The organism is Enterobacter cloacae complex sp. 2024EL-00227 (assembly GCF_043945315.1).
Lineage (GTDB): Bacteria > Pseudomonadota > Gammaproteobacteria > Enterobacterales > Enterobacteriaceae > Enterobacter > Enterobacter roggenkampii.
In genome coordinates this window covers 443,572-459,380 of sequence record NZ_JBIMQP010000001.1, presented here as the reverse complement: position 1 = coordinate 459,380, position 15,809 = coordinate 443,572, and the positions used below count along the sequence as shown (strand labels likewise).

The window sequence follows — 15,809 nt, the reverse complement described above, 5'->3', positions numbered from 1 at the left end:
TAACAATGAAACGTTCTCATCTTTGGGTTTTAAATCCTTGCTTGCTTGCAATGCTTTCTACCTCTGCGTGGGCGGAAGAACAAAAGGAAGAAAATATCGTGGTCTCCGCCAGCCGCGCGCACCGCAGCGTGGCGGAGATGGCGCAGACCACCTGGGTCATCGAGCGGGCTGAAATTGAGCAGCAGGTTCAGGGCGGGAAAGAGATTAAAGAAGTGCTGGCGCAGCTGATTCCGGGCATGGACGTCAGCAGCCAGGGACGTACCAACTACGGCATGAACCTGCGCGGCCGCTCCATGATGGTGATGGTGGACGGCGTGCGCCTGAACTCGTCCCGCAGCGACAGCCGCCAGCTGGACTCTATCGATCCGTTCAACATTGACCGTATCGAGGTTATCTCCGGCGCCACGTCACTCTACGGCGGCGGCAGTACCGGCGGTCTGGTGAACATCGTCACCAAAAAAGGCCAGCCTGAGACCGAAGTCGAATTCCAGACCGGGGCTAAAAGCGGGTTCAACAGCCACAACGACCATGATGAGAACGTATCGGCAGCGGTCAGCGGCGGCAACGATAACGCGTCCGGTCGTCTGTCGGTGTCGTATCAGCGCTACGGCGGCTGGTATGACGGCAACGGCGACGAGGTGATCATTGATAACACCCAGACCGGCTTACAGTATTCTGACCGTATCGACGTGATGGGCACAGGCACCCTCAACATCGACGATCATCAGCAGCTGCAGCTGACGACCCAGTACTACAAGAGCGAGTCCGACGGCAAGCATGGTCTCTATCTCGGGAAGAACTTCTCGGCGGTCACGGGGGATGCGACCGCGTACAACAAAGGTAACCTCGATTCTGACCGCGTGCCGGGTACCGAGCGCCATCTGATCAACCTGCAGTACTCCAATACCGACTTCTGGGGCCAGGATCTGGTCGCGCAGATTTACTATCGCGACGAGAGCCTGACCTACTATCCGTTCCCGACCCTGACCAAAGGTGTGGTCACCAGCATCGGCGCGTCGCAGCAGAAAACCGATTTCTACGGCGGCAAGCTGACGCTGAACAGCAAACCGGTGGACGATTTGACGCTGACCTGGGGTATGGATGCCGACCACGAAACCTTCGATGCCAACCAGCAGTTCTTCAACCTGAAAAAAGCTGCGGCGAGCGGCGGCATGGAGCTGGATAATGCCTACAACGTGGGCCGCTACCCGGGTTATAGCATCACCAACCTCGCCCCGTTCCTGCAGGCCAGCTATGACATTGACGCCATCACCCTGAGCGGCGGCGTGCGCTACCAGTATACCGAGAACAAGGTGGACGATTTTGTCGGTTACACCCAGCAGCAGGCCATCGCTACCGGGAAAGCCACCTCCGCCGACGCGGTGCCGGGTGGGAAAACCGATTACAACAACTTCCTGTTTAACGCCGGGATCCTCGGTCGCCTGACCGAACAGCAGCAGGTGTGGTTTAACTTCTCCCAGGGCTTCGAAATCCCGGACCTGGCGAAGTACTACGGCTCCGGGACCTATCAGCTCAGCAACGGTCACTATCGCCTGCTGAACAGCGTCAACGTCAACGACTCGAAGCTGGACGGTATCAAGGTCAACGCTTATGAGCTGGGCTGGCGCTACACCGGGGATAACCTGCGCACCCAGGTTGCGGCATATTACTCGCTCTCGGATAAAACCATCACCATCAACAAGACGGACATGACCATCAACCTGGAAGACGACAAGCGTCGTATCTACGGGGTAGAAGGTCAGGTGGACTATTTCTTCACCGACAGCGACTGGAGCACGGGCGCGAACTTTAACGCCATTAAGTCGGAAACCCGCGAAAACGGGAAATGGGAGAAGCTGACGGTAGACAGCGCCAGCCCGTCGAAAGCCAGCGCGTGGGTCAACTGGGCGCCGGGCGACTGGACCCTGCGCATGCAGAGCACGCAGACCTTTGACGTCTCTGACGCCGACGGCAAGAAGATCGATGGCTACAACACGGTCGACTTCCTGGGCAGCTACGCCCTGCCGGTGGGTAAAGTCAGCTTCAGCGTGGAGAACCTGCTGGACAAAGACTACACCACCGCCTGGGGCCAGCGCGCGCCGGGGCTGTATAGCCCAACCTACGGTGCACCGGGTCTGTATACCTATAAAGGCCGTGGGCGGACGTTTGGTCTGAACTACTCCGTTCTGTTCTAATCCTGAGCGCCGCCTGCGGGCGGCGCATTTTGCTGTGTAATTTCGAAGCAAATTTACTATAAAATCAGCGATTTGCTGTAATTGTCGGCAAACGAACAAAAAGCGCGATTTCACCCTTTGACAAGGCGAACTGAGGTCGCTACTATGCGCCTCGTTCACACGATTCCTCTGTAGTTCAGTCGGTAGAACGGCGGACTGTTAATCCGTATGTCACTGGTTCGAGTCCAGTCAGAGGAGCCAAATTTGAAAAGCCTGCTTTTGAAGCAGGCTTTTTGCTTTTCTGCGTCGGGTAAAATTGTCGGGTGGCGGCTTCGCCTTACCCGACCTACGGGACTGCATCTCTGAAGTTAACTCTGAATCGCATCCAGCCTGGCAATCACCTTAATCTCAAACTTAAATCCGTACAGCCACGTCACGCCGATCCCGGTCAAGGTAGGATAAGGCGCGTCCCCCCAATATTCTGGCAGGATACTCCAGATAGCGTCGAGGTTTGACTCGGGATCGACGACAAAGAGGGTCACGTCAACCACGTCAGCGAACGTGCAGCCCGCAGCCGCGAGGACAGCATTAAGATTATCGAAGGCCAGCCTGACCTGCGCTCTCGGATCGGGTTCAGGCGAACCATCCTCGCGACTACCCACCTGCCCCGAAACGAACAAGAAACCGTTGGATTTGATGGCCGGTGAATAGCGATTACGCTCATAGAGCGCCTGACGACCGGAGGGAAAAACGGCTTCGCGTGCTGTCATGTTTGTACCTTTGCAATAGGGCAAAATCAGCCCGTTGAACATAAAGACACTTTACAGGTGCAGGTTCGGGCGGATAAACAAGCGACTTTGTCCATCATTGTTTGTAATATCCAAACAATCGGTGAAAAGAGAGGATAAGGAATGGATCGTTTCGACGCGATGCGCGCCTTTGCTCGCGTGGTGGAGGCAGGTAGTTTCACAAAGGCTGCCCAAACGCTTCATATGAGCAAAACCACGGTGACGCAGCTCATTCAGCAGCTGGAAGCGCGCCTGCGCGTCAAATTGCTCCATCGCACCACCCGAAGGCTCGGTGTGACCCCCGATGGCGCGGTCTACTACGAACGCGTCATCCGCCTGCTGGCGGACATGGAAGATGCTGAAAACAGCCTGTCCAGCGCGACGATGACGCCCAGGGGACGGCTACGGGTAGACGTGCCCAGTCCGCTGGCCCGCCTCATCCTGGTGCCGGCGCTTCCGGCTTTTCACGCACGCTACCCGGATATCCAGTTCGATATGGGCGTGAGCGACCGGGTGGTGGATCTGATCGGCGACAACGTGGATTGCGTCCTGCGCGGTGGCGAAATCAACGACCAGTCCCTGATCGCACGCCATGTCGGCGATTTGCACATCGGCGTTTACGTCGCACCGAGCTATGTGGAACGCCTCGGCGCCCCTGCGCACCCGCGAGAGCTGGAAAACACCGACCATCGCATTGTAGGGTTCTTGTCCTCGCGCACCGGTAAGATTGATCCTCTGGTACTGCGCAGTGAGAGTGAACATATTGACATCACGGGCAGCTATGTCCTTGCCGTGGATGATGGCAATGCTTACCTCGAAGCTGGGTTAGCCGGGTTAGGCGTGATTGCGCTGCCGGTCTATATGGCAGAAGCGCATCAGGCTTGTGGTTCCTTGATTCGGCTATTCGAACATTGGCGTATTAAGCCAATGCCCCTGTACCTGGCATTTCCGCCTAACCGCCACGTCAACGCCAGACTGCGCGTTTTTATTGATTGGATCGTTGAATTGATGCAGCAGCATGTCCCTAATTCCAATAATAAGTCACTCCCTCCCAGCCCCTGATTCGCTCATTAGGGTTGGTTACTTTCCACAGCACTCACCGCTCGCCGCCAGGCCGCCACCTCCTCATCCAGCCACGCCACAAAAAGCCCCACCTCCGGCTTCTCCTCCTTTGGCTGCGCCGTCACCAGCCAGTAAGGCCAGGGATATGGCGCAGTGATGGAGGTTAGCTGGACCAGTTCACCTCGGGTGATGGCATCCTGAACCAGAGAGCGACGCTCCAGCGCGATGCCTTTCCCGAGCCGAACGGCTTCGATAATGATATTGGAGTCGTTAATACATAAACCGCCAGGCACGATCTCTTTCTCCAGCCCCGCATTCACGCACCACGTTTTCCACGACTCCATGGAGAAAATAATATGACTCTTTGCAATGTCAGACGGCGTAGCGGGCAGCACGCCCCCGTTATAGCCCGGTGCGGCCACCACAATGAGCTCATCGGAAAAAAGATAATGACTTTCGCTCCCTTCCCAGTTTCCCTGCCCCATCCGTATCGCGATATCTATCCCTTCCTGCTGCAGGCTGGTGACCGTCAGACTGGCCTGGATCCGCAGGGTGATAAGCGGATACTTCGTCCGAAAGCGTTCCAGGCGCGGCAAAAGCCAGTGGCATCCAAATGACGGCACCATCGCCAGCGTCAGCTCCTGCTTTCTCGGCTTCACCTGCACGAGCCGGGTGGCATCCGCGATGTGGTTCAACGCTTCGCGTACCTGTAAGGCATAGAGCCGCCCTTCTTCGTTGATCTGCACTCCTCGCCCCTGACGGATAAACAGCTTTACGCCCACCATCTCCTCCAGCGTTTTGATCTGCTGGCTGATAGCGGAATGGGTAACGTGGAGTTCTTTCGCCGCCAGCGTCACGCTGCCAAGACGGGCGACGGCTTCAAAGCTTCGCAAACTGGCAATGGGTGGAAAATCCGACATGAAAGCACTTCCTTATCTGCGCTGGATATACAGCGGCAACCTGACCATATGTCAGTAATACTAACCCTTACGGTAAGATACTGAAGATATTCGCCATGCAAATTGTATTGTAATGTCGGGTCATCCTTTTCAATGACGCGTTCTTTCACACAGACAGGAAAACGGGAAAGATGATTAAGCTTGTTGGCATGATGGATTCACCTTATGTACGGCGCGTGGCGATCTCCCTTGAGCTTTATGGGGTTGAGTTTGAAAGCCAGCCGCTGTCAGTCTTTAGCACCTTCGACGCATTCTCCCGGATCAACCCCGCGGTAAAAGCCCCGACGCTGGTTCTGGATAACGGAATACGTCTGACGGATTCTTCGCTGATTCTGAATTATTTTGAGGCTCAGGCCGCCCCTGAGCGGAGACTCCTGCCCGTCGCGCCGGATGCGCAGGCAAACGATCTTCAGACGCTGGGCTTTATTCTCGCCGCCGCTGAAAAAGCGGTGCAAAATGTGTATGAACACAACCTGCGCCCGGTAGAAAAGCAGCACGTTTCATGGGTCGAACGCATTACAATCCAGCTGCTGGCGGCCTGCAGGGAATGGAATACCTTACTGGAGGGGCGTCCCGCCACCGCCGTTCCCGATCAGGTTACCGTCACGAGCACGGTTGTCTGGACTTTTATTCAGTCGATGATCCCGCAGGTCGTTAACGCAGCGGATTTTAGAACGATTCAGGCGTTTGCCGAATCATTCGAATCGCAGTCGGCCTTCAAAAAATATCCGTTCAATTAAATGCAGAGCCCGGTAAGCGCAGCGCCACCGGGCAAACCCGCACCTAAATCTGATAATCAATCGCCACTTCTTCCGGCTCCATCACCTGACGTTTAATCTCATCCACCGACAGCCCGGCGTTGCAGAGCTCGATAAAGCGCCACACATAGTTACGCTGCAGCTGCCCGCGCTTCAGGCCAAGCCATACGGTGTTGGCGTCAAACAGATGACGCGTGTCAAGACGCACCAGGTTCCCGTCCTCGCGTTCTCCGCTGGACTGTTCCGCCACCAGGCCAATACCCAGACCCAGCTCGACGTAGGTTTTGATGACGTCAGAGTCCTGCGCGCTCAGCACGATATCGGGCGTTAACCCTTTACGATTGAAGGCTTCATCTATACGCGAGCGTCCCGTGATCCCCTGGCGATAAGTAATGAGCGGCCATTTCGCAACGTCTTCCAGCGTCAGGGGAGAGACCTGATTCAGCGGATGATCGACCGGGAGCAGTAAGCTGTGATACCAGCGGAACCACGGGAACGCCACCAGCAGCGGGTCGTTGCTCAGGCGTTCGCTGGCGATACCGATATCCGCCCCACCGTTTTGCAGCAGCCCTTCAATTTCCTGCGGCGTGCCCTGGATAAGCTCAAGACGCACCTCCGGAAAAAGTTCGCGGAACGCCTTAATCACCGGCGGCAGGCTGTAGCGCGCCTGGGTATGGGTGGTGGCAATGGTGAGCACGCCGGAGGCGTCATTGGTGAAGAGATCCGCCAGGCGACGCACGTTGCTGGCCTCGTTGAGGATCCGCTCAGCGATGGTGAGCAATGCTTTACCCGGCTCCGTCATGCCGAGCAGCCGCTTGCCGCGACGGATAAAGATCTCTATGCCCAGCTCCTCTTCCAGCTCGCGGATATGGCGGCTGACGCCGGACTGAGAGGTATAAAGCATATTGGCGACCTCGGTCAGGTTGTAGTCCCGCCTGGCCGCCTCACGGATAATTTTAAGTTGCTGGAAATTCACGATTCACTCCGGCGCATCTGACATAGCTCTATTGTTAGAGTCAGCCGAGCTGCAGAACAAATAATAAAAACCAGCATCTTATGCTTTTATGGAATATCAGCTCACGAGCTGGAGCTCACGGTTCTCAAGCGATGGCTTGCTGACCAGCGACATCAGAATCTCTTTTACCGCCTGCGCCTGTGGCGACAGCGAACCGCGTGCGGACATGTTCAGCGAGAGCGGCAGGCTCATGGAAGGCGTGGTGATCCGCGCCATCCAGCCGTTCGCCGCGCTGCACAGCGAACGCGCGGCGGATTCCGGCAGCACGGTGACGCCCATGCCGCTGGCAATGGCCGCGGTCAGCGTGGAAATCGAGTCAATTTCGCCGATGATTTTGGCCGTCAGGCGGCGCAGGGAAAACGCTTCGTCCACGCGCACGCGCACGGCGCTGTAGTCGCGCGGCAGATAGAGGTTCATCTCTGCCACGGCGGTAAGGTCTACGCTCTGGCCCGGACAGTCGCGGGTGCCCACGAGGTAGAGATCTTCCTTCAGCAACGGCTGGCTGGTGATCCCGGCGACAGGAGAGCGATCGTAAAGGACCGCCATGTCCAGCTGGCCGTTGAGCAGTTTGTCATTCAGTACGGACCCGCTGTTTTCGTGCAGGTACACCAGCACTTCAGGCAGCTCAGCGCGAACGGCCTGCAGCAGCGGCATGGTAATAGAGGACGCGGCCGTTCCCGGCGCCAGGCCAATAGAAACGTGTCCGCTCAGGGTCTGGCCCACGTTATTCACCGCCAGCTGCGCCTGCTCGCACTGGCGCAGAATCGTGCGGGCATGGGTATAGAGAATTTTTCCGGCTTCCGTTGGCGTGACGCCGCGTTTGGTGCGGATCAACAGCTGCTGATCCATCTCGCCTTCCAGAGTAGCCACCTGCTGGCTCAGCGCAGGCTGCGCGATATGCAGCACTTCTGCTGCTTGAGTCAGGCTGCCGATATCGACGATTTTTACGAAGTATTTCAGTCGTCTTAAGTTCATTTTGCCCCCTGTTCGAAATGCTGTGCCGGAACCGGCTGTCGTTGTTGAACAGGTTTTGCAATATGAATGCCACTTTTACCAGGCGGTCTGAATTGGGCGCTAAGCGCCTGAAAATAAGGAAACCTAATCATGGAGGGGGGTTTTATTACCGAAACAGCAGTTTATGATCTGCCCCATTAGAGGTATATCCGCACCAAAGCGGTGCATTCCGCTGTCAAAAACGCCACTTTGCCGATTTTGTCAGCAAACGATCAAAAGGCGGCGATCCACCCTTTGACAAGGTGAACGCAGGTCGATAATATGCGCCCCGTTCACACGATTCCTCTGTAGTTCAGTCGGTAGAACGGCGGACTGTTAATCCGTATGTCACTGGTTCGAGTCCAGTCAGAGGAGCCAAATTTGAAAAGCCTGCTTTTAAAGCAGGCTTTTTGCTTTTCTGCGTCGGGTAAAATTGTCGGGTGGCGGCTGCGCCTTACCCGACCGACAAAAACCTCGAATCGTAGGCCGGGTAAGGCAACGCCGCCACCCGGCGAAAATGTCCTCAATTGCCGAGCTTCACCGGCATCCCTGACCGCCGTTCCAGCTCAGCACCTGCACCCTCGTTGATCAACTCTGTCCGCAGCGCGGCCGATATCGGCAGCGGCACTTTCCGGGTCGATTCAAATTCCGCACGGTTACGCGATAACGGCTCGTGAACCTCCACCCAGCGGCTGCCGTCCGGTTCCGTGGTGACTTTAACGGGCCGATCGATAAGCTGCACGCGGGTGCCGACCGGGACGTTATCAAACAGATATTTGATGTCGTTATTCCGCAGACGAATACAGCCCTGGCTCACCCGCAGCCCAATGCCGAAATTGGAGTTTGTGCCGTGTATGGCATAGAGCCTGCCGATATAGATTGCATACAGCCCCATCGGGTTATCCGGCCCGGCGGGCACGAAGGCAGGCAGCGTTTTTCCCTCTGCCGCATAGGCACGGCGCGTATTGGGCGTCGGAGACCAGGTGGGTCCCACCTGCTTACGTTCAACCGCCGTTACCCAGTTACGCGGGGTTTCGCGCCCGGCCTGACCGATGCCGATGGGCAGCACTTCAACGGTATTGCTGCTCGGCGGGTAATAGTAGAGACGCATTTCCGCCACGTTAACGACAATCCCCTCGCGAACGGTGTCGGGCAAAATCAGCTGCCGGGGAATGACCAGCCGGGTGCCGGATTTGGGCAAAAAAGGATTCACGCCCGGGTTCGCTTCCAGCATATTGCTCAACCCCTGCCCGTACTGCGCGGCAAACGCCTCAAGCGGTAACGTATTATGATCCGGCACGGTAATGACCTGCGAGCTCCCCACCAGGCGACTGCCCGTCGGCGGTAAAGGATAGCTCACCGCCTGCACGCTCTGGCTAATGAGTAACGCAGCAAGACAGCCCAACGCCTTTTTACGACACATATTCCCTTCCTCAGTCGCTTCGCTCTTTAGTAAGCATAGCGTAGCCGTTTTGCATTACCCATCAGGAAATAAAATCAGTTTGCACAGGCCCCCTGTCGCGGTAGTCTCATAGGTTCCGTTTATATGACGGCCGCTATGTGAGTGACCTTTTCTTATACCAATAATTAAAAATCAGTGCAGACAGGACAACTATGGACTCCACTCTCACCTCCACACATCCCAACGAGGAGACACCTTCGCTCAATCGTGCCCGCCGCGCCGCACTCGGCAGCTTCGCGGGTGCCGTCGTCGACTGGTATGATTTTCTGCTCTACGGCATTACCGCCGCGCTGGTGTTTAACCGCGAGTTTTTTCCGCAGGTCAGCCCCGCGATGGGCACCCTCGCCGCGTTTGCCACCTTCGGCGTCGGTTTTCTGTTTCGCCCGCTGGGCGGGGTGATCTTCGGCCACTTTGGCGACCGCCTCGGCCGCAAGCGCATGCTGATGCTTACCGTCTGGATGATGGGGATCGCCACGGCGCTGATTGGCATTCTCCCGTCGTTTTCCGCGATTGGCTGGTGGGCACCGGCATTGCTGGTGACATTACGGGCGATTCAGGGCTTCGCCGTGGGCGGTGAATGGGGCGGCGCGGCGCTGCTATCCGTTGAGAGCGCGCCCAAAAATAAGAAAGCGTTTTACAGCAGCGGCGTGCAGGTCGGATACGGCGTGGGTCTGCTCCTTTCTACCGGGCTGGTCTCCTTGATCAGCCAGCTCACCACCGATGAGCAGTTCCTGAGCTGGGGCTGGCGCATTCCGTTCATCTTCAGCATCGTGCTGGTCATCGCCGCGCTGTGGATCCGTAACGGCATGGAGGAGTCGGCAGAGTTCGAAAAGCAGCAGGAAAAACCGGCCGTCAAAAAAAGGCTGCCTGTCATGGAGGCACTCGTCCGGCATCCTGGCGCTTTTCTGAAAATTATTGCCCTGCGCCTGTGTGAACTGCTGACGATGTATATCGTCACCGCGTTTGCCCTGAACTACTCGACGCAGAACCTCGGCCTGCCGCGTGAACTGTTCCTGAATATCGGCCTGGTGGTTGGCGGGATCAGCTGCCTGACCATCCCCTGCTTCGCCTGGCTGGCGGACCGCTTTGGCCGCCGTCGCGTCTATATCACCGGGGCGCTGGTGGGCACCCTCAGCGCCTGGCCATTCTTTATGGCACTGGAGGCGCAGTCGATCTTCTGGATTGTCTTCTTCGCCATCATGCTCGCCAACGTCGCTCACGACATGGTGGTCTGCGTCCAGCAGCCGATGTTTACCGAACTGTTCGGCGCCAGCTACCGCTACAGCGGCGCGGGCGTGGGCTACCAGGTCGCAAGCGTGGTCGGCGGCGGGTTTACGCCATTTATTGCTGCCGCGCTGGTGACCTTCTCCGGCGGAAACTGGCACAGCGTGGGGATTTATCTGCTGGCCGGTTGCCTGCTCTCTGCTGCGACGGCCCTGGTGATGAAAGAGCCCCGCCACACCTGATCGCCCTTTTGTTTCACAGGCGTGTGACATACTATCGGGTAGAGTCGCACACCTGTGGAACAAGGAGACAGAGATGAATAATAAGGGCTCCAGCCTGACCCCGGCTCAGGCGCTGGAAAAACTCGACGCGCTGTATGAACAGTCCGTCAATGCGCTGCGCAGCGCCATCAGCGAATATATCGAAACAGGGAAACTTCCCGACCAAAAGGCCAGAAACGAGGGCCTTTTTGTTTATCCATCGCTCTCTGTGACCTGGGACGGCAGCGCCAGCACGACGCCAAAAACCCGCGCCTACGCCCGTTTTACCCACTCCGGCTGCTACAGCACCACCGTCACCCGCCCGGCCCTGTTCCGCCCGTATCTTGAAGAACAACTTACGCTGTTGTACCAGGATTACGGCGCGCACATTGCCGTTGAGCCCTCGCAGCATGAGATCCCCTATCCGTACGTAATTGACGGTTCGGCGTTAACCCTTGACCGCTCCATGAGCGCGGGGCTGACCCGCCACTTCCCGACGACGGAACTGTCGCAGATTGGCGATGAGACCGCCGACGGGATTTATCACCCGGCAGAATTTTCTCCTCTGTCGCACTTTGACGCCCGCCGGGTCGATTTCTCCCTGGCGCGACTGCGCCACTACACCGGTACGCCCGCTGAACATTTTCAGCCGTTCGTGCTCTTTACCAACTACACCCGCTACGTCGACGAGTTTGTCCGCTGGGGCTGCAGCCAGATCCTCGACCCGGAAAGCCCGTATATTGCACTCTCCTGCGCGGGCGGGATCTGGATCACCGCAGAGACCGAAGCCCCCGAGCAGGCCATCTCCGATCTGGCATGGAAAAAGCATCAGATGCCGGCCTGGCACCTGATCACCGCCGACGGTCAGGGCATTACGTTGATTAACATTGGCGTCGGCCCGTCGAACGCCAAAACCATCTGCGACCATCTGGCGGTACTGCGCCCTGACGTGTGGCTGATGATTGGCCACTGCGGCGGCCTGCGTGAAAGCCAGCTGATTGGCGACTACGTGCTCGCCCACGCCTATCTGCGCGATGACCATGTGCTTGATGCGGTCCTGCCGCCGGATATCCCGATCCCGAGCATCGCCGAAGTACAGCGTGCGCTGTATGACGCCACCAAAGCGGTCAGCGGCATGCCGGGCGAAGAGGTGAAACAGCGCCTGCGCACCGGTACGGTCGTCACGACGGATGACCGCAACTGGGAGCTGCGTTACTCAGCCTCCGCGCTGCGGTTCAACCTGAGCCGCGCGGTAGCCATTGATATGGAGAGCGCCACCATCGCCGCACAGGGCTATCGCTTCCGCGTCCCGTACGGCACGCTGCTGTGCGTCTCCGATAAGCCGCTGCACGGCGAAATTAAGCTACCGGGCCAGGCCAACCGTTTCTATGAAGGGGCCATCTCAGAGCATCTGCAAATTGGCATTCGCGCCATCGACCTGCTTCGGGCGGAAGGTGACAGACTGCATTCCCGCAAGCTGCGCACCTTCAACGAGCCGCCGTTCCGCTAATAACGATAAGGAATAACCATGTCCAGCACATCTCCGCTCTCTGCCCTGCGCCACTGGCTTGAGGCCAGCAATCTCGACGGGATGATCGTCCCGCGTGCGGATGCGTGGCAGAGCGAATACTGCGCGCCCTACGACGAAAAGCTGGCCTGGCTGACGGGCTTTGACGGTTCTGCCGGCGTCGCGCTGGTACTGAAGGATAAAGCGCTGCTGTTCGTCGACGGGCGCTATCAGGTGCAGGCCCGCGTTCAGGTGAATCTGGACGAGATTGAAATTCACCACCTGCACAACGAGCCGCTGGCTGAATGGTTGACAGAAAACGTGGAGGCAGGCACGCGCATCGGTTTTGACGCACTGCTGATGACCAATACGGAGTTTGAGCAACTGTCCGCCACGCCGTGCAAGCTGGTACCGCTGAAGGTTTCGCCGTTTGACGCCTTATGGACCGATCGCCCTGCCGCACCGGCGGGGCTTATTCGTGAAATGCCGGTTGAAGTAAGCGGTGAAAGCAGCGGGGACAAACGTCAGCGCGTTGCCGCCGTGCTGGTCGCGAACAATGCTGATTATCTGGCCGTTACGCTGCCGGATAACATTGCATGGCTGCTCAACGTAAGGGGCTCAGATATCCCAACCAGTCCGGTACCGCTCTCATTTGCCCTGCTGAGTCGTGACGGCCACGTTGAGTGGTTTGTAAACGACAACAAGCGCGGCGCCCTGCCTGAAGAGGTGCGCAATGCGTTTACGATTGCGCCGCAGGACGCCTTCATCGAACGCTGTCAGCAGATTGCTGCAGGCAAACGGGTGATGGTTGATGCCGATTCCGCTCCGGTCGCCCTGCGCTTTGCCATTGAACCACGGGGAGAGATTGTCTGGCGAACCGATCCCATCACCCTGATGAAGGCCACCAAAAACCCGATCGAGCTGGCTGGGTATCGCGCGTGCCATCACCAGGACGGTGCCGCCTGGGTCAACTTCCTGGCCTGGCTGAGCCGCGAAGTGCCGCTGCGCGAGGCGGCAGGAAATCCGCTCACCGAGCTGGAAGTGCAGGCGCAGCAGCTCGCGTTCCGTAAACAGCAGCCCGGGTTTATCGAGCAAAGCTTTGCGACCATCTCCGCCTCTTCGAGCAATGCGGCGATGTGCCACTATCATTCGAGCGAGGCCAGCAACAAGCCCATCGGCCATGATCATTTTTACCTGAACGATTCCGGCGGTCAGTACGTTAATGGCACCACCGACGCCACGCGCACGCTGGCATGGGGTAAGGTCGACCCGCAACAGCGCCTGCACTACACCGCCGTGCTGAGAGGCTTTCTGTCGCTGATTACCCTGCAGTTCCCCTCTGGCACTCAGGGGCATCAGCTGGATGCCTTCGCGCGTCGTCCGCTGTGGGAGATGGGGCTGGATTACGATCACGGCACAGGGCATGGCGTGGGGCATCAGCTTCTGATCCATGAGAACCCGCATCGCATTGCCAAAAAGGTCAACCCGTGGCCGCTGGTGGCGGGCAATATCATGACGATTGAACCTGGCTACTATCTGGGCGATAGCCACGGGATTCGTATTGAAAACCAGGTGGAGATCGTGGAGAGCCGTCCGGGATTCTGTAAATTTGCCTCGCTGACGCTGATCCCGATTGATTTAAGCCAGGTCGAGCTGGATCTGTTGAGCGAACAGGAAAAAGCGTGGCTGGATGCGTATCACCAGCAGGTGCGTGAGGCGCTGTCACCACGGGTGAACAGCGATGCGCGTTCGTGGCTGGAAGAGGCGACGGCACCGGTTCATGTGAACGGATAGTGCGGCTTTTGCCGGGTGGCGGCTTCGCCTTACCCGGCCTACGATTCGAGGTTTTTGTCGGTCGGGTAAGGCGAAGCCGCCACCCGACAATTCTACCCGACGCAGAAAAGCAAAAAGCCTGCTTTAAAAGCAGGCTTTTTAAATTTGGCTCCTCTGACTGGACTCGAACCAGTGACATACGGATTAACAGTCCGCCGTTCTACCGACTGAACTACAGAGGAATCGTGTGAACGGGGCGCATATTATCGATGCTCCCCCATGATGTCAAAGGCAGAATGCATATTTCCGATCGTTTGCCGATTTATTCTCCACTTCGCGCAATTGTCAGGCATTTTTCCGCGGGTATTTCCACAGCCAGCGCCCGCTGACCATGCGCCAGTAGAACAGCGCGCCCCGTACGGCCCAGTCCAGGAACATACCCAGCCAGACGCCGACTACGCCCCATCCGAGCATCACCCCGAGCGTATACCCCGCCACAACGCGACATCCCCACATGCCGAGCATCGACACCCACATCGCAAAGCGGGCGTCACGCGCGCCCTTCAGCCCGGCTGGCAGTACCCATGAGGCCGCCCAGATGGGCATAAAGGCCGCATTGAGCCAGATGAGGATTTTAACGACCTCTTTAACGTCCTCTTCGTGGGTATAGAACGAGGCCATCAGCCCGGCAAACGGCGCGGTTCCCCAGGCAATCACGGTCAGTCCAATGGTCGACAGCCAGAAAACGTGGCGCAGCTGCCGCTCAGCCTGGCCGATCTGCCCTTTCCCGAGCCGTTTCCCGGTAATGATAGTCGAGGCCGAACCCAGCGCGTTACCCGGCAGGTTAATCAGCGAGGCGATAGAAAAGGCGATGAAGTTACCGGCGATAACGTCGGTGCCCATCCCGGCGACAAACATCTGCGTCAGCAGCTTCCCGCCGTTAAACAGCACCGACTCAATACTGGCGGGAATGCCGATCCCCATCACTTCCCAGATAATGGCGAAGTTAAAGGGGCGGAAATAGCTCTTCAGCGTGAGGCGCAGCGAGGGGGTGATCCCCGCCATCAGCACGCCGATAATCGCTGCTGCACCGATATAGCGTGAAATGGTTAGCCCCAGTCCGGCGCCGACGAACCCCAGCCCGTCCCACGAGAACACGCCGTAGATCAGCACGCTGCTGATGATGATATTCAGGATATTCATTCCGCCGTTGATCAGGAGCGGAATTTTGGTGTTACCTGCCCCGCGCAGCGCGCCGCTGCCAATCAGGGCGATAGCCGCCGCCGGATAGCTGATGACGGTCATCTCCAGATAGGTCAGCGCCAGGTCTTTAACCTCGTTCGTGGCTTCCCCGGCGACAAAATCGATAATCTCTTTACCGAAATAGTGAATCACCGCCGCCAGAACAATCGAAAAGACAGTCATGATCATCAGCGACTGGCGGGCTGCCTCGCGCGCACGTTTAGGATCGAGCTTGCCGAGGCTAAAAGCCACCACCACCGTCGTCCCGAGATCGATGGCAGCAAAAAATGACATCACCACCATGTTAAAGCTGTCCGCCAGCCCGACCCCCGCCATCGCCTCTTTCCCCAGCCAGCTCACCAGGAAGGTGCTCAGTACCCCCATCAGCAGAACGCAGGTATTTTCCAGGAAGATAGGCACAGCAAGAGGGGTGATTTCACGCCAGAACAGGACACGATAGCTTTTACGTTTTGCATACCATGGCGTGCGCGCGATCGCCTGGCGTAAGGAGGCAGTGACGTTCAAAATGGACCTTAGCGAGAAAAGTTGAAACTCCATTTCAAATGATGGGGGAGAAATGCTAATCCTGCAA

The 15,809-nt window shown here is 57.7% G+C and carries 12 protein-coding genes and 3 tRNA genes; 8 read left to right on the top strand and 7 right to left on the bottom strand.

Features of this window, described 5'->3' with window-relative positions:
* The first annotated feature begins 5 nt into the window (after positions 1–5).
* Together ACHH0Z_RS02035 and ACHH0Z_RS02030 are read left to right on the top strand one after the other, a co-directional pair.
* Positions 6–2,195 carry a TonB-dependent siderophore receptor gene (locus tag ACHH0Z_RS02035; RefSeq protein ID WP_023344470.1) on the top strand — a complete coding sequence of 730 codons (2,190 nt, stop codon included), beginning with the start codon at positions 6–8 and terminating at the stop codon, positions 2,193–2,195.
* Positions 2,196–2,359: 164 nt separating this feature from the next.
* A tRNA-Asn gene (locus ACHH0Z_RS02030) sits at positions 2,360–2,435 on the top strand.
* Positions 2,436–2,542: 107 nt separating this feature from the next.
* Here the strand turns inward: ACHH0Z_RS02030 and ACHH0Z_RS02025 are convergent.
* Positions 2,543–2,944, bottom strand: a complete 402-nt coding sequence (locus ACHH0Z_RS02025) for a RidA family protein (RefSeq protein ID WP_045407553.1) — start codon at positions 2,942–2,944, stop codon at positions 2,543–2,545.
* A 141-nt stretch (positions 2,945–3,085) separates the two neighbouring features.
* On the opposite strand from ACHH0Z_RS02025, the gene ACHH0Z_RS02020 reads away from it, so the two are divergent.
* A complete protein-coding gene (locus ACHH0Z_RS02020) occupies positions 3,086–4,024 on the top strand; it encodes a LysR family transcriptional regulator (RefSeq protein ID WP_039024970.1) in 939 nt (312 codons plus the stop codon).
* An 8-nt stretch (positions 4,025–4,032) separates the two neighbouring features.
* On the opposite strand, the gene gcvA is transcribed toward ACHH0Z_RS02020, so the two are convergent.
* Positions 4,033–4,944, bottom strand: coding sequence for a transcriptional regulator GcvA (gene gcvA / locus ACHH0Z_RS02015; protein WP_045407554.1), 912 nt, complete (start codon positions 4,942–4,944; stop codon positions 4,033–4,035).
* A 170-nt stretch (positions 4,945–5,114) separates the two neighbouring features.
* Between gcvA and ACHH0Z_RS02010 the strand changes: the two genes are divergently transcribed.
* The gene (locus ACHH0Z_RS02010; protein WP_084832240.1) at positions 5,115–5,723 is read left to right on the top strand and encodes a glutathione S-transferase family protein; all 609 of its coding nucleotides are present in this window, start codon (positions 5,115–5,117) and stop codon (positions 5,721–5,723) included.
* A gap of 43 nt (positions 5,724–5,766) precedes the next feature.
* Here the strand turns inward: ACHH0Z_RS02010 and cbl are convergent, their stop codons facing one another.
* Positions 5,767–6,717 (bottom strand): HTH-type transcriptional regulator Cbl, encoded by a 951-nt coding sequence (gene cbl / locus ACHH0Z_RS02005; protein ID WP_023325600.1) that lies wholly within the window; start codon positions 6,715–6,717, stop codon positions 5,767–5,769.
* A 96-nt stretch (positions 6,718–6,813) separates the two neighbouring features.
* The gene (gene nac / locus ACHH0Z_RS02000) at positions 6,814–7,731 is read right to left on the bottom strand and encodes a nitrogen assimilation transcriptional regulator NAC (protein WP_008499475.1); all 918 of its coding nucleotides are present in this window, start codon (positions 7,729–7,731) and stop codon (positions 6,814–6,816) included.
* A gap of 320 nt (positions 7,732–8,051) precedes the next feature.
* Here nac and ACHH0Z_RS01995 point away from each other — a divergent pair.
* Positions 8,052–8,127 (top strand) — tRNA-Asn (locus tag ACHH0Z_RS01995).
* A 145-nt stretch (positions 8,128–8,272) separates the two neighbouring features.
* On the opposite strand, the gene ldtA is transcribed toward ACHH0Z_RS01995, so the two are convergent.
* On the bottom strand, positions 8,273–9,172 hold the full coding sequence (ldtA, locus tag ACHH0Z_RS01990; RefSeq protein ID WP_045407557.1) for a L,D-transpeptidase: 900 nt from the start codon (positions 9,170–9,172) through the stop codon (positions 8,273–8,275).
* A 191-nt stretch (positions 9,173–9,363) separates the two neighbouring features.
* On the opposite strand from ldtA, the gene shiA reads away from it, so the two are divergent.
* The 3 genes from shiA to ACHH0Z_RS01975 all read left to right on the top strand — a co-directional run bounded on the left by shiA (position 9,364) and on the right by ACHH0Z_RS01975 (position 13,996).
* Positions 9,364–10,677 carry a shikimate transporter gene (gene shiA, locus ACHH0Z_RS01985; protein WP_045407560.1) on the top strand — a complete coding sequence of 438 codons (1,314 nt, stop codon included), beginning with the start codon at positions 9,364–9,366 and terminating at the stop codon, positions 10,675–10,677.
* 73 nt (positions 10,678–10,750) lie between these two features.
* Positions 10,751–12,205 (top strand): AMP nucleosidase, encoded by a 1,455-nt coding sequence (locus ACHH0Z_RS01980; protein WP_008499471.1) that lies wholly within the window; start codon positions 10,751–10,753, stop codon positions 12,203–12,205.
* An 18-nt stretch (positions 12,206–12,223) separates the two neighbouring features.
* A complete protein-coding gene (locus ACHH0Z_RS01975; protein ID WP_045407562.1) occupies positions 12,224–13,996 on the top strand; it encodes an aminopeptidase P family protein in 1,773 nt (590 codons plus the stop codon).
* A 145-nt stretch (positions 13,997–14,141) separates the two neighbouring features.
* Here the strand turns inward: ACHH0Z_RS01975 and ACHH0Z_RS01970 are convergent.
* A tRNA-Asn gene (locus tag ACHH0Z_RS01970) sits at positions 14,142–14,217 on the bottom strand.
* A gap of 103 nt (positions 14,218–14,320) precedes the next feature.
* Positions 14,321–15,775, bottom strand: a complete 1,455-nt coding sequence (gene emmdR, locus ACHH0Z_RS01965) for a multidrug efflux MATE transporter EmmdR (RefSeq protein WP_021241423.1) — start codon at positions 15,773–15,775, stop codon at positions 14,321–14,323.
* Between the last annotated feature and the right edge of the window lie 34 nt (positions 15,776–15,809).

What these genes read in the sequence shown, in the direction of transcription:
- shiA (WP_045407560.1), top strand. Translation starts at nt 9,364, where the DNA reads ATGGACTCCACTCTCACCTCCACACATCCCAACGAGGAGACACCTTCG.
- nac (WP_008499475.1), bottom strand. Translation starts at nt 7,731, where the DNA reads ATGAACTTAAGACGACTGAAATACTTCGTAAAAATCGTCGATATCGGC.
- ACHH0Z_RS02035 (WP_023344470.1), top strand. Translation starts at nt 6, where the DNA reads ATGAAACGTTCTCATCTTTGGGTTTTAAATCCTTGCTTGCTTGCAATG.
- emmdR (WP_021241423.1), bottom strand. Translation starts at nt 15,775, where the DNA reads ATGGAGTTTCAACTTTTCTCGCTAAGGTCCATTTTGAACGTCACTGCC.
- ldtA (WP_045407557.1), bottom strand. Translation starts at nt 9,172, where the DNA reads ATGTGTCGTAAAAAGGCGTTGGGCTGTCTTGCTGCGTTACTCATTAGC.
- ACHH0Z_RS01975 (WP_045407562.1), top strand. Translation starts at nt 12,224, where the DNA reads ATGTCCAGCACATCTCCGCTCTCTGCCCTGCGCCACTGGCTTGAGGCC.
- ACHH0Z_RS02010 (WP_084832240.1), top strand. Translation starts at nt 5,115, where the DNA reads ATGATTAAGCTTGTTGGCATGATGGATTCACCTTATGTACGGCGCGTG.
- ACHH0Z_RS01980 (WP_008499471.1), top strand. Translation starts at nt 10,751, where the DNA reads ATGAATAATAAGGGCTCCAGCCTGACCCCGGCTCAGGCGCTGGAAAAA.
- ACHH0Z_RS02025 (WP_045407553.1), bottom strand. Translation starts at nt 2,944, where the DNA reads ATGACAGCACGCGAAGCCGTTTTTCCCTCCGGTCGTCAGGCGCTCTAT.
- ACHH0Z_RS02020 (WP_039024970.1), top strand. Translation starts at nt 3,086, where the DNA reads ATGGATCGTTTCGACGCGATGCGCGCCTTTGCTCGCGTGGTGGAGGCA.
- gcvA (WP_045407554.1), bottom strand. Translation starts at nt 4,944, where the DNA reads ATGTCGGATTTTCCACCCATTGCCAGTTTGCGAAGCTTTGAAGCCGTC.